General features: G+C 68.2%; 12 protein-coding genes. 6 read left to right on the forward strand and 6 right to left on the reverse strand.

Annotation, left to right across the window (positions count from 1 at the left end; translation table 11 throughout):
• Positions 1-24 precede the first annotated feature (24 nt).
• From murJ to trxA, 6 genes are all read left to right on the forward strand, one after another.
• Positions 25-2,331, forward strand: coding sequence for a murein biosynthesis integral membrane protein MurJ (murJ, locus tag OHB41_RS24055; RefSeq protein WP_266700273.1), 2,307 nt, complete (start codon positions 25-27; stop codon positions 2,329-2,331).
• Between the two features lie 118 nt (positions 2,332-2,449).
• Positions 2,450-4,162: a protein kinase family protein gene (locus OHB41_RS24060; protein ID WP_266700274.1), complete on the forward strand. Its 1,713-nt coding sequence runs from the start codon at positions 2,450-2,452 to the stop codon at positions 4,160-4,162.
• Between the two features lie 29 nt (positions 4,163-4,191).
• Positions 4,192-4,923: an RNA polymerase sigma factor SigM gene (gene sigM, locus OHB41_RS24065; RefSeq protein ID WP_266700275.1), complete on the forward strand. Its 732-nt coding sequence runs from the start codon at positions 4,192-4,194 to the stop codon at positions 4,921-4,923.
• Positions 4,920-5,879, forward strand: a complete 960-nt coding sequence (locus OHB41_RS24070) for an RsmA family anti-sigma factor (RefSeq protein WP_266700276.1) — start codon at positions 4,920-4,922, stop codon at positions 5,877-5,879. Before sigM ends, OHB41_RS24070 begins: the two co-directional genes overlap by 4 nt.
• Before the next feature lie 184 nt (positions 5,880-6,063).
• Positions 6,064-7,029 carry a thioredoxin-disulfide reductase gene (gene trxB / locus OHB41_RS24075; protein WP_266700277.1) on the forward strand — a complete coding sequence of 322 codons (966 nt, stop codon included), beginning with the start codon at positions 6,064-6,066 and terminating at the stop codon, positions 7,027-7,029.
• 42 nt (positions 7,030-7,071) lie between these two features.
• Positions 7,072-7,404 carry a thioredoxin gene (gene trxA / locus OHB41_RS24080; RefSeq protein ID WP_266700278.1) on the forward strand — a complete coding sequence of 111 codons (333 nt, stop codon included), beginning with the start codon at positions 7,072-7,074 and terminating at the stop codon, positions 7,402-7,404.
• Between the two features lie 138 nt (positions 7,405-7,542).
• On the opposite strand, the gene OHB41_RS24085 is transcribed toward trxA, so the two are convergent.
• The 6 genes from OHB41_RS24085 to yidC form a co-directional block, all read right to left on the reverse strand.
• Entirely contained in the window at positions 7,543-8,160 is a 618-nt protein-coding gene (locus tag OHB41_RS24085) for a GNAT family N-acetyltransferase (RefSeq protein WP_266700279.1), read from the reverse strand.
• A 352-nt stretch (positions 8,161-8,512) separates the two neighbouring features.
• Entirely contained in the window at positions 8,513-9,610 is a 1,098-nt protein-coding gene (locus OHB41_RS24090; protein WP_266700280.1) for a ParB/RepB/Spo0J family partition protein, read from the reverse strand.
• Entirely contained in the window at positions 9,607-10,680 is a 1,074-nt protein-coding gene (locus tag OHB41_RS24095; protein WP_323138455.1) for a ParA family protein, read from the reverse strand. The genes OHB41_RS24090 and OHB41_RS24095 overlap by 4 nt, the downstream gene beginning before the upstream one ends.
• Positions 10,681-11,017: 337 nt before the next feature.
• Positions 11,018-11,734 carry a 16S rRNA (guanine(527)-N(7))-methyltransferase RsmG gene (rsmG, locus tag OHB41_RS24100; RefSeq protein ID WP_266700281.1) on the reverse strand — a complete coding sequence of 239 codons (717 nt, stop codon included), beginning with the start codon at positions 11,732-11,734 and terminating at the stop codon, positions 11,018-11,020.
• Between the two features lie 118 nt (positions 11,735-11,852).
• Positions 11,853-12,362: a Jag family protein gene (locus tag OHB41_RS24105; protein ID WP_266700282.1), complete on the reverse strand. Its 510-nt coding sequence runs from the start codon at positions 12,360-12,362 to the stop codon at positions 11,853-11,855.
• Between the two features lie 15 nt (positions 12,363-12,377).
• Positions 12,378-13,673 carry a membrane protein insertase YidC gene (gene yidC, locus OHB41_RS24110; protein WP_266700283.1) on the reverse strand — a complete coding sequence of 432 codons (1,296 nt, stop codon included), beginning with the start codon at positions 13,671-13,673 and terminating at the stop codon, positions 12,378-12,380.
• Position 13,674 lies beyond the last annotated feature (1 nt).

Here is a 13,674-nt window from a genome sequence, read left to right on the forward strand (position 1 = left end):
CGGGGACGATGAGGTGGGGTAACCATGAACGCGCCGTACGACGGTGACCGCGGCCAGGGCGCGGGCGGCTCGGGCTACCCCGAGGGCCACCCCGAGCAGGGCGCGGGGAACTCCGGCTACCCCGAGGGCTACCCGGAGGGACCTCCGGCCGAGCCCGGACAGGTGCCTCAGGGGCACTACCCGGACATGTACTTCCAGGACGCCTACGACCAGGACCCGTACGGGGCTCAGGATCTCGCCGCCCAGGATCCGGTGACCGAGGCGCTCTACGACCGTGCCGCGCACCCCCCGCCGCCCGCCGGGACGCACTACCCGCAGCAGCCGCTCTACGCCCAGCCGCCCACCGCCCAGCACGCCCCCGACCCTCGTGTGTGGGCCCAGACGCCCCCGCCGGAACCGGCGGGTCCCAGCCGGCACCTGCCGTACGGCGAGGACGCGCGCACGACCCAGTTCGTCGGCGTCGACGACCTTGTCACGCAGGCCGCCGACCAGCAGCCCGAGACCGACGCGTTCGCCCACCTCTTCCGTGACCAGCGGCAGGGCGGCATCCGACCGTCCATGGAGGCCACGGCCGCCCCGGCACAAGCACAGGCACCGTCCGTGCACCAGGGCTCGGCGGCGCAGCCGCCCGCCCCGATGTCCGAGCAGACGATGCAGCTCACCCCCACGGCACCGGCCACCCCCACGGCCGCCGCGAAGAAGGGCGGGCGCGCCTCGGGCCTGCTGAAGTCGAGCGCCGTCATGGCGGCCGGCACCCTGGTGTCCCGGCTCACCGGCTTCATCCGCTCCGCCCTGATCGTCTCCGCGCTGGGGCTCGGCTTCCTGGGCGACTCCTTCCAGGTCGCCTACCAGCTCCCCACGATGATCTACATCCTGACCGTGGGCGGTGGTCTCAACTCCGTCTTCGTGCCGCAGCTGGTGCGCGCGATGAAGGACGACGACGACGGTGGCGAGGCCTTCGCCAACCGCCTGCTGACCCTGGTCATGGTGGCGCTCGGCCTGCTGACCGCGCTCGCGATGCTCGCCGCGCCCCTTCTGGTCCGCATGCTGTCGAACCCTGTAGCCACCAACCCCGCCGCCAACGAGGTGGCCGTCACCTTCACCCGCTACTTCCTGCCCTCGATCTTCTTCATGGGCATCCACGTGGTGATGGGGCAGGTCCTCAACGCCCGCGGCAAGTTCGGCGCGATGATGTGGACCCCGGTCCTGAACAACATCGTCATCATCGTGACGCTCGGCATGTTCATCTGGGTCTACGGCACCGCCGCGAACTCCGACATGTCCGTCGAGAACATCCCGCCGGAGGGCCAGCGGCTCCTCGGCGTCGGCGTACTCCTCGGCCTCGTCGTCCAGGCCCTGGCGATGATCCCGTATCTGCGTGAGACCGGGTTCAGGCTGCGACTGCGCTTCGACTGGAAGGGTCACGGCCTCGGCAGGGCCGCGATGCTCGCCAAGTGGACCGTGCTCTTCGTCCTCGCCAACCAGGCGGGCGCGATGGTCGTCACCCAGCTGTCCACCGCCGCGGGACAGCACTCCGTCAAGGGAACCGGCTTCGCCGCCTACGCCAACGCCCAGCTGATCTGGGGTCTGCCGCAGGCGATCATCACGGTCTCCCTGATGGCCGCCCTGCTGCCGCGTATCTCCCGGTCGGCCCACGAGGGCGACAGCGGGGCGGTGCGCGACGACATCTCCCAGGGGCTGCGGACGACAGCTGTCGCGATCGTGCCGATCGCCTTCGGCTTCCTCTCCCTCGGCATTCCGATGTGCACCCTGATCTTCGGGTCCTCGGGCATCGCTCCGGCCACCAACATGGGCTACATGCTGATGGCCTTCGGCCTCGGCCTCATCCCGTTCTCCGTGCAGTACGTCGTGCTCCGTGCCTTCTACGCGTACGAGGACACCCGGACCCCCTTCTACAACACGGTCATCGTGGCGGTCTTCAACGCCGCGGCCTCGGCCGTGTGCTATTTCGTGCTCCCCGCCCGCTGGGCCGTCGTCGGCATGGCCGCCTCCTACGGCCTCGCCTACGCGATCGGCGTCGGCGTCGCCTGGAACAGGCTGCGCAAGAGGCTGGGCGGCGACCTGGACGGCGCCCGTGTCCTGCGCACCTACGCCAGGCTCGGTATCGCCTCGGTCCCGGCGGCACTGCTCAGCGGCGCCGCCTGCTACGGGATCGCACAGACGCTGGGACAGGGGGTCGGCGGATCGTTCGCCGCCCTGCTCGGCGGCAGCGTCGTACTGTTCGGCGTCTTCTACGTCGCCGCGCGGAAGATGCGCATCGAAGAACTCAATTCCATGGTCGGAATGGTCCGCGGGCGCCTGGGGCGCTGAGGCGGGGGTACGCGCACAACCATCGTCCGTCGTCGTGTGTCGTGCATAGCGCCGGACTGTGGGCACAATTGGTTTCTGCGTCGGACAGTGCGCAATGAATGGGGAGGCGGGAACGACGGTGGCGGAACGGAGCACGGCTGCCGTCGACGTGGCAGACAACAGCGGCGATGAGCCGCTGACCGCCAAGGCGGGCCAGTCCACGTCCGACGGGATGGCCCAGAACCGGGAGCGGGAGACGGACAGCGACGAGGCACAGGGGAGCGGCGGGACCGAGAGTCCCGGGAAGGTCTCACCCCCGGAACTGCACAGCGGCCACAAGCTGGCCAGGAGGTATCGCCTCGAGGAGTGCGTCACCCGTCTGGACGGCTTCAGCAGCTGGCGTGCGGTGGACGAGAAGCTGCGCCGCGCCGTCGGTGTGCATCTGCTGCCCGCCGACCATCCGCGGGCCCGCTCGGTACTGGCGGCGGCCCGGTCCTCCGCCCTGCTGGGCGACCCCCGCTTCGTCCAGGTCCTGGACGCGGTCGAGGAGAACGATCTCGTCTATGTCGTCCACGAATGGCTGCCGGACGCCACGGAGCTGACGGCGCTCCTGGCCGCGGGCCCGCTGGAGGTCCACGAGGCCTACCAGATGGTCACCCAGGTCGCCCAGGCCATGGCCGCCGCACACCGTGAGGGCCTCGCCCATCTGCGGCTGACCCCGAGCGCTGTGCTGCGCACGTCGAGCGGCCAGTGGCGCATCCGTGGGCTCGCGGTGAACGCCGCGCTGCGCGGCATCAGCTCCAACACCCCCCAGCGCACGGACACCGAGGCGATCGGCGCGCTCCTGTACGCCGCGCTCACCCAGCGCTGGCCGTACGAGAACGACGCGTACGGCCTGTCGGGGCTGCCCAAGGGTGTCGGCCTGATCGCACCGGACCAGGTGCGGGCCGGCGTCCATCGCGGCCTGTCCGAGCTCGCCATGCGCGCGCTCGCCAACGACGGCGCGACAGCCTCTCGCCACGAGTCCCCGTGCACGACACCGGAGGAGCTGGTCAAGGCGATCGCCGAGATGCCTCGCATCCGGCCGCCGGAGCCCGCGTTCACCGCGCCGCCGGAGTACCAGCGCACGTCGTACCAGCAGGGCAGCTACGGCCGCCCCACGCCGCACGCCACCCAGTCGGTGCCGACCCCGCCGCCCCCGCTGCAGAGCCGCACCGGCAAGGCCCTCAAGTGGACGGTGTCGGCCCTCCTCATCGCCGCCCTGGGCCTCGGCAGCTGGCAGCTCGCGGACGCGCTGATGGATCACGGCAAGTCCGACGACACCCAGCCGACGCGGACGACGGACGGCAACGACAAGAACAGCGAGAAGACCAAGCCGGTCAAGCCGATCACCATCAAGGACGCCCAGGAGTACGTTGCCAAGGGCGCCCCCCAGGCGGCCGGGGACGTGGGCAATACGTACGACGGGGCCAGTTCGACGTACTGGCGGAGCAAGAGCTTCGTGGACGGTCCGCAGATGAACCCGGCCTTCAAGCCCGGCGTCGGCATCGTCTACGACCTCGGCTCGCGGCAGACCGTCACGGCGGCTTCGATAGGGCTCCGGTACCCCGGCGATCACACCACGATCGGCCTGTACGCAACCGACTCGACGAGTTCTTCGACGCCCGTGGATTCGATGACGAGGATCGGGACCGTCACCACGAGTGGTACGACCGCGAAGATCACGGTCAGCAAGAAGGTGAAGAGCCAGTACGTACTGCTCTGGATCACGGCGATGCCCTACGCGTCCGGTGACCAGTACAGCAACGCCGGCTACAAGCAGGCCATCACCGACGTGAAGTTCACCGGCTGACGCTCGCGTAGGTAGGGGGAGGGGGTTCGATGGCCGATGAAGCCGCGTACGCCGATGCAAGCGATCAGGACCTCCTCGCCCGTCACGTAGACGGCGACCCGGAGGCCTTCGGTGAGCTCGTGCGGCGTCACCGCGACCGGCTCTGGGCGGTGGCCCTGCGCACGCTGGGAGACCGCGAGGAGGCCGCTGACGCCGTCCAGGACGCGCTGGTCTCCGCCTACCGGGCCGCGCATACCTTCCGTGGCCAGTCGGCCGTCACGACCTGGCTGCACCGCATCACCGTGAACGCCTGCCTGGACCGCGCCCGCAAGGCCGCCTCCCGGAAGACCTCCCCGGTCGACGACACCGAACGGCTGGAACAGCTCCTCGAACCCCACGAGTCCGCCTCAGCTCCGGCCGAGCGCAACGACCTGCACCGCGAACTGGTGACGGCCCTGGGCACCCTCCCGGCCGACCAGCGCGCCGCCCTCGTCCTCGTGGATATGCAGGGCTATCCCGTGGCAGAGGCGGCAGCGGTCCTCGACGTGCCCGTCGGCACTGTGAAAAGCCGCTGTGCCCGCGGCAGAGCCAGACTGCTCCCGTTGCTCACCCACCTTCGCTCGGAGAACGGAAGCAGCACGGGCGGCAACAGATCGGACGGCGGAAGGAACCGGACGCAGGGGGCATCCGTCCCACCGGCAGCGGGACCGCACGACGCGGGTCCCCATGACCCAGGACCAAGCGATTCAGCTGCTGTGAAGGGCGGAGGTGGGCGAGCGTGACATCCACGACGGATACGGCCGGGCACCCGGATGTCGCGGAGATCTCCGACCTCACGGAAGGTCTGCTCCCGCCCTCCCGTACCGCGGACGTTCGACGGCACCTGGACGACTGTGCGCTCTGCGCCGACGTGTACGACTCCCTGGAAGAGATCCGTGGGCTGCTCGGCACCCTGCCGGGACCGGCACGGATGCCCGACGAGGTAGCCGGCCGCATCGACGCCGCACTGGCCGCGGAGGCGCTGCTGAGCGCCGCGGCATCCGGCCATACATCCGAGGCGGACGATCAGCGCCTCGATGTTTCACGTGAAACATCAGACCCCGATTCACGTGAAACGTCGGACACGGGCGTCCCCGGTACGCAGACCACCCCTTCCGTGAACCGCCCCTCGGGACACCCCCACGCGGCCACCGGCCCGGGCCGTTCGCGTCGGGGACGTCCAGGACGCCGCAAGGCAGCCCTCCTCGGCACCGCGTTCACCGCCGCCGCGCTGGGGCTGGGCGCGATCCTCTTTCAGACGCTGGGCGATGACGGCTCCGGCAAGAGCCCTACGACAACGCAGCAGGGGTCGAAGAACACCTACTCCGAAGGAACGCTGCAGACCCGGGTCACCGATCTCCTCGCGAAGAACAAGAACGGCCGCGACCGCTCCGGCGGCTCGAAGCGTCCGTGGGGAGTCGAGTCCAATGGCGCGGACAACGGGTCCGCCGGAGTGGACACCTTGATCACGCCCGCTGTGGAGATCCCCGACTGCATCCAGCAGGGGACCGGAAGCACCGGGGCCGTCCTCGCCGCGGAAAAGGGCACGTACAAGGGAACGAGTGTCTATCTCGTCGTGCTGCCGGATACCTCCGACAGCGCGAAGGTCACGGCGTACATCGTCGACGCGGCCTGCGAGAAGCCCGGGGGAACATCTCCCGGCAAGCTCCTGCTGACCCACTCGTACACCCGCTCCTGACCGCGTGCCCGTAGAGTCGCCCCTTCCCCAGGAACCCCATGGGAACGCTGTGCCGTGCCCCATGTCCGTGTGCCCGGACACAGCGGGAATGCAAGCCCCTTAGTATCCGTTGGGTGGGGTGAGAGTTCTGAGAGAAGCTCCCACCGGCAGTACGTAGCAGTCTCCAGAGACGAGGAATGAAGCCGTGAGCGACGTCCGTAACGTGATCATCATCGGGTCCGGGCCTGCCGGCTACACGGCAGCGCTCTACACCGCGCGCGCGTCGCTGAAGCCGCTGGTCTTCGAAGGCGCCGTCACCGCGGGTGGCGCCCTGATGAACACCACCGAGGTGGAGAACTTCCCCGGCTTCCAGGACGGCATCATGGGCCCCGAGCTCATGGACAACATGCGCGCCCAGGCCGAGCGCTTCGGCGCTGAGCTGGTGCCGGACGACATCGTCGCCGTCGATCTGTCGGGAGAGATCAAGACCGTCACGGACACCGCCGGGACCGTGCACCGCGCCAAGGCCGTCATCGTCACCACGGGCTCGCAGCACCGCAAGCTGGGCCTGCCCCGCGAGGACGCCCTCTCCGGACGCGGCGTCTCCTGGTGTGCCACCTGTGACGGCTTCTTCTTCAAGGACCAGGACATCGCCGTGATCGGCGGCGGTGACACCGCGATGGAGGAGGCGACCTTCCTCTCCCGCTTCGCCAAGTCCGTGACGATCGTCCACCGCCGTGACAGCCTGCGTGCCTCCAAGGCCATGCAGGAGCGGGCCTTCGCAGACCCGAAGATCAAGTTCGTCTGGGACAGCGAAGTCGCCGAGATCGAGGGCGACCCCAAGCTCTCCGGTCTGAAGCTGCGCAACCTGAAGACGGGTGAGATCTCCGACCTGTCGGTGACCGGTCTGTTCATCGCGATCGGCCACGACCCGCGCACCGAGCTCTTCAAGGGCCAGCTCAACCTGGACGACGAGGGCTACCTCAAGGTCGAGGCGCCCTCGACCCGCACGAACCTGACCGGTGTCTTCGGCGCCGGTGACGTCGTCGACCACACGTACCGCCAGGCCATCACCGCGGCCGGCACCGGCTGCTCCGCCGCCCTCGACGCCGAGCGCTACCTCGCCGCCCTCGCGGACAGCGAGACCGCCACGGCTGCTGCCACCGTCTGACCCCCGTCCGCCCCACCGCACCAACCAGTTAAGGAGCCCGCCGTGGCCGGCACCCTCAAGCACGTAACCGACGATTCCTTCGAGCAGGACGTCCTCAAGAGCGACAAGCCCGTCCTGGTGGACTTCTGGGCCGCCTGGTGCGGTCCGTGCCGCCAGATCGCGCCGTCCCTCGAGGCGATCGCCGCCGAGTACGGCGACAAGATCGAGATCGTCAAGCTCAACATCGATGAGAACCCGGGTACGGCCGCCAAGTACGGCGTCATGTCCATCCCGACTCTGAACGTCTACCAGGGTGGCGAAGTCGCCAAGACCATCGTCGGCGCCAAGCCCAAGGCCGCACTGGTGCGGGACCTCGAGGACTTCATCACCGAGTAGTCGGTGAGCAGCCGCGCACAAGCGGCGTGTGTTTCACGTGAAACACGAATGGGCCGGCCCGGAAGGGCCGGCCCATTCGCTTTGCCGGCTCAGACATCAATCACAGGTACAGAGCGCCGACTACGGACGCGTCGCCGGCTACAACGGGCGAAGCGCCGGTTCCTTCTGTACCACCCCGAGGAGGCGGTCCAGCGCCATCTCCACGTCCTCCTTCCAGGAGAGCGTCGTCCGCAGCTCCAGCCTCAGACGTGGGTACGCGGGGTGGGGCCGGACGGTCTTGAAGCCCACTGCCAGGAGATGGTCCGCCGGCAGTACACAGGCCGGTTCCTTCCAGCGCGCGTCCCCGAAGGCCTCGATCGCCTTGAAGCCCCGGCGTAGCAGATCCTTGGCGACCGTCTGGACCATCACCCGGCCCAGTCCCTGCCCCTGGTAACCCGGCAGGATGAAGGCGGTCATCAGCTGGACGGCGTCCGGTGAGACCGGACTCGTGGGGAACGCGGTGGCGCGGGGGACGTACGCCGGGGGTGCGTACAGGACGAAGCCGACCGGCACGTCATCCACATAGACCACGCGGCCGCAGGATCCCCATTCCAGCAGGACAGCGGAGATCCACGACTCCTTCTCCAGCTCGGACGTTCCCGCCTTTACCGCGGCTTCTCCACTGACGGGGTCCAGTTCCCAGAAGACGCACGCCCGACAGCGCTGGGGCAGATCCGAAAGGTTGTCCAGCGTGAGCGGTACGAGCCGACGCCCCATGAAGGATGTTCCTCGCTTCCTTCGCCCGCGACCCCGCGGGCGGCAGTCAGAGCGCTTCGCTCCCTGAGCAGGCTACCGACGAACCCGCCGACCGCTCCCAGGCCCAGGCCCGCGGTCACCAGTCCGGTACGGCTCACGCTTTGCATGGCCCCTGCCTCCCCGATGAAGGTGCCCCAGGTGAATGCGCCGTACCCGATCGCATCGTATCCAGAATGCGATTCCATCGATACCGTCAGAAAGCAAAGAGCGGGCCGTGTTCCGGTACACACCGGACATGACCCGCTCTTGCGGTCGGTCGATCCGAGATCTCCCGGGCCGGGATGCTCAGTCCTGATCTCCCGGCCCGGAACGCTCAGTCCTCCGTGTCCTCCGAGTCGCCGTCCAGGAGGCTCCTCTGCAGAACGGGTCCCTCGCCCGGGGCCAGCGAGCCGAGGATCCGCTCGAGGTCGTCCATCGAGGCGAACTCGACGGTGATCTTCCCCTTCTTCTGTCCCAGGTCGACCTTCACCCGTGTCTCGAAGCGGTCCGAGAGGCGCGTGGCGAGATCACTGAGCGCCGGGGAGAGCCGAGCACCGGCCCGGGGCCCCTTGGAGCGCGTAGCGGTCTGCGGACGGGATCCCATCAGGGTGACGATCTCCTCGACGGCCCGCACCGACAGCCCTTCGGCCACGATGCGGTGGGCCAGCCGGTCCTGCTCCTCCGAGTCGGCGACAGAGAGCAGAGCCCGTGCGTGCCCGGCGGAGAGAACTCCGGCGGCGACACGGCGCTGGACCGCCGGCGACAGCTTCAGCAGACGCAAGGTGTTGGAGACCTGGGGGCGCGAGCGCCCGATCCGGTCCGCCAGCTGGTCGTGCGTGCAGTTGAAGTCCTGGAGCAGCTGGTCGTAGGCGGCGGCCTCTTCCAGCGGGTTCAGCTGGGCACGGTGCAGGTTCTCCAGCAGCGCGTCCAGGAGGAGCTTCTCGTCCTCGGTGGCGCGCACGATCGCCGGAATGGCGTCGAGCCCGGCTTCACGGCAGGCCCGGAAGCGCCGCTCGCCCATGATGAGCTCGTAGCGCGTCGGCCCCACCTGGCGCACGACGACGGGCTGGAGAAGCCCGACCTCCTTGATGGAGGTGACGAGCTCGGACAGAGCGTCCTCGTCGAAGACCTCACGGGGCTGACGCGGGTTCGGAGTGATGAAGTCGAGCGGCAGCTCGGCGAAGTGCGCACCGACCGGCGCGGCGGGCGCCTCCGGGCCGCCGCTCGGCGACGGCTCGTCGGTTTCCTGTGAAACAGGCGGCAGGGTGGCCACCTTCGCCGCCGCCACTCCCCGCTCCGCGGTCAGCAGGGGTGCGCCCGACGGTGAGGTGGAGAGTCCACCCACCGGCGAGGAAGCCGCCTTCTCCCCTGTCGGAGCCGCGGGGATCAGTGCGCCGAGGCCCCGCCCCAGCCCTCGTCGTCGCTCGCTCACTGGATCCCCTCCACAATGTTCTGACTGTTCTGTACGCCCACATGGGCGTTCTGCGCGTCGTACGCCACGCCGACTCCTCGGAGGGCGATTTCTCGGGCGGCCTCAAGATACGAGAGGGCACCACTAGATCCTGGATCGTAGGTCAGCACCGTCTGCCCGTAACTGGGGGCCTCGGAGATACGGACCGAGCGAGGAATGCTCGTCCGCAGCACCTCCTCGCCGAAGTGGCTGCGCACCTCGTCCGCGACCTGGGACGCCAGGCGGGTCCGGCCGTCGTACATGGTGAGCAGGATCGTCGAGACATGAAGGTTGGGGTTGAGGTGGCCCCGTACCAGATCGACGTTGCGAAGGAGCTGCCCCAGGCCTTCCAGCGCGTAGTACTCGCACTGGATGGGGATGAGGACCTCCGCGCCCGCCACCAAGGCGTTGACCGTCAGGAGACCGAGCGACGGCGGGCAGTCGATGAGGATGTAGTCCAGCGGCTGCTCATAGGCCTGGATCGCTCGTTCCAGTCGGCTCTCGCGCGCCACCAGGGACACCAGCTCGATCTCCGCACCGGCGAGATCGATCGTGGCAGGCGCGCAGAAGAGTCCCTCCACATCGGGGACCGGCTGGACGACCTCGGAGAGCGGTCTGCTGTCGATCAGTACGTCATAGATGGAAGGAACCTCGGCGTGGTGGTCGATACCCAGCGCGGTGGAGGCATTGCCTTGAGGGTCGAGGTCGATCACGAGGACCCGACCGCCATGCAGGGCCAGCGAGGCGGCAAGGTTGACCGTCGTTGTGGTCTTACCCACCCCGCCCTTCTGGTTGGCGACCACCATGACGCGGGTTTGCTCAGGCCGGGGCAGGCCCTCGCCGGCGCGACCTAGCGCCTCCACCGCCAATTGGGCAGCACGACCGATGGGAGTGTCGTCCATCGGAGGCGGTGTTTCACGTGAAACATCCGCCCCCATCGACTCGGTACGGGGACCGGGGACCGGATCGGTCATCGGTCCCGCGATGTTGGCGTCGGACCGCAAGGATTCACTCTCCTCGACTTCAGGCTCGCAATGAACAGAGCCTCCCATGCCTTCGGGGTCGTGAACCAGCGAGGCCCGTGCTTCTGTGGAGAAATCCACCTCTGTGGACACCTCCACGCCCTCTCGGAGTGAACCGAGAGGCTGCCGGTCGCGGGGTTCGGCCGCGGCCCGGCCGCGACTGATGATGCCGTGCAACAGTGAGCGACGTTTCACGTGAAACACGATGCAAGGCCGCCACGGCCACGACGGCGCGACACTCCGAGTGACATGGTCGGGCAGCTTGTGTGGAGTACGGCTCGTCGTCAGGACGGATCAGCCGCAGTGACGAAGAACTCCCGGCTCCGTCATGCGGAGCCGGGAGTCCAGGTCGACCATCCTCGTGGGATCAGCGTCGGCGCCGCGTTCGCCCGGTGCGCGCCGCCTTGGCCCGCTTGGCCGCGAAACGCACACCACCCGGACTCTCCCCGACCTCGACGCGTACGACGGTGGACAGCGGATCAACCACTCCCTCGCCGACGTGGAGCACGGAGGTCTTGACCGCACCGAGCTTGCTGAGTGCCGTTGTGGCGCTCTTCAGCTCTTCCTCCGCGGTGTCACCCTTCAGCGCGAGCATCTCGCCGTACGGGCGCAGCAGGGGGATCCCCCACGTGGCCAGGCGGTCCAGCGGGGCCACGGCTCGCGCTGTCACCACGTGCACAGGGGGAAGCTTGCCCATGACCTCCTCCGCACGACCACGGACGACCGTCACATGGTCGAGTCCGAGGAGCTCCACGACCTCGGTGAGGAAGGTCGTGCGCCGCAGCAGCGGCTCAAGGAGCGTGATCTTGATGTCCTCGCGGACGAGCGCGAGCGGAATACCGGGCAGCCCGGCGCCCGAGCCGACATCGCACACCGTCACGCCCTCGGGTACGACCTCGGAGAGCACCGCGCAGTTCAGCAGGTGCCGTTCCCACAGGCGGGGCACTTCGCGGGGACCGATCAGACCCCGCTGCACTCCGGCCTCCGCCAGGAGCTCCGCATACCGGACCGCGTCCGCGAAACGATCACCGAATACCTCACGCGCCTGTTCGGGCGCGGGAGGAAGCTCCGCTGCCTCCGTCACGGGGGACCGTCCTTCCGTACCGCATAAGCGCATTGAGCGCTGACCACCAGGACTATCAGGCTGACAAAGTTCGGCCCCGCCTGCTCAACAGACGGGGCCGGGGGAACATACGTACCGATCAGGCGGGGAGCACGACGACGAAGCGCTCCGGCTCCTCGCCCTCGGACTCGCTGCGCAGACCCGCGGCCTTCACCGCGTCGTGGACCACCTTGCGCTCGAAGGGCGTCATCGCCTTCATCTTCACCGGCTCGCCGGAGCTCTTGACCTCGGCCGCAGTCTTGGCGCCGAGCTCGGAGAGCTCCTCGCGCTTCTTGGCCCGGTAGCCCGCGATGTCCAGCATCAGCCGGCTGCGGTCCCCGGTCTCCCGGTGGACGGCCAGGCGCGTGAGCTCCTGGAGGGCCTCGAGCACCTCGCCGTCACGGCCGACGAGCTTCTGCAGATCACGGCCGGCGACGTCGCTGATGATCGAGACAGCGGCGCGGTCGGCTTCGACGTCCATGTCGATGTCGCCGTCGAGATCGGCGATGTCCAGCAGACCCTCGAGGTAGTCCGCCGCGATCTCGCCTTCCTGCTCCAGGCGGGACAGGGTGTCGCCCTCGGCGGCGGCGGAGGTGGTGCCTTCCGTCACGGGATGGACTCCTTCTTACTTCTTGGACGGGGACTTGGGCCGCTGCGGGCCCTTGCGCTGTCCTGACTGGGCTTTGCTGCGGGTACCGGCGCCCGGCTTGCTGCCACCGCCTGCCGGCTTGGGGGCGGCCTTGGCGTCCTGCGGCTCGTCGGACTTGACCAGCGAGGTCTTCGGTTCGGACTCGTCCGTCGTCTTCGCCGTACCGGTCGTCGTGCTCGACTGGCGCTGGGACTTGGACTGGCGCTTGGGCTGCTGGCGCTTGGGAGCACCGCCGCCGGTGGTGATCGTGGTGCCGTCCTCGGTCTCGACGACCGTCGCGCTCTCGCCCTTCACCACGAGGCCGTCGGGCTGGGCTACGAGGCCCGCCTTGGTCAGTCCGTTGATGAACTTGCGCTCGAACTCGTTGCGGTCGCGGCCCTTGCCGACGATCGTCTTGACGATGGTCTTCTCGCGCCGGTTGCGGGTCTTGCCGTGGTGCGTGACGTGCTTCTGCAGGCGCTCCAGGTACGCGGCCTGGGCCTTGCTGCCCGGAGTCGGGTTGTTGCGGATGACGTACATCTGCTGACCCATGGTCCACACGTTGGTGGTGAGCCAGTAGACAAGGACACCGACCGGGAAGTTGATGCCGAAGACGGCGAACATGACCGGGAAGACGTACATCAGCATCTTCTGCTGCTGCATGAAGGGCGTCTTCACCGTGGTGTCGACGTTCTTCGTCATCAGCTGACGCTGGGTGTAGAACTGCGATCCCGACATCAGCACGATCATGATCGCGGTGACGACACGGACGTCCGTGATGTGAGCGCTGAGCTGGCCGACCTTGTCGGCGCTGTCGGTGAACTTCGAGGCGAGCGGGGCACCGAAGATGTGCGCCTTACGGGCGCTGGCGAGCAGCTGATCGTCGATGACGCCGATCGTCTTGCCCGTCGCGATGCCGTTGAGCACGTGGTACAGGGCAAAGAAGAACGGGGACTGCGCCAGGATGGGAAGGCACGAGGAGAGCGGGTTGGTGCCCGACTCCTTGTACAGCTTCATCATCTCTTCGGACTGACGCTGCTTGTCGTTCTTGTAGCGCTCCTGGATCTTCTTCATCTCGGGCTGCAGGGTCTGCATGGCCCGAGTGGCCTTGATCTGCTTCACGAAGAGCGGGATCAGGCAGATACGGATCAGGATCACCAGGGACACGATCGACAGGCCCCAGGCCCAGCCCGTATCGGGACCGAAGATCGTCCCGTACACGGAGTGGAACTGGACGATGACCCAGGAAACAGGTGTCGTGATGAAGCTGAAAAAACCGGCAATCGTGTCCACT

This window comes from Streptomyces sp. NBC_01571, from assembly GCF_026339875.1.
GTDB lineage: Bacteria > Actinomycetota > Actinomycetes > Streptomycetales > Streptomycetaceae > Streptomyces.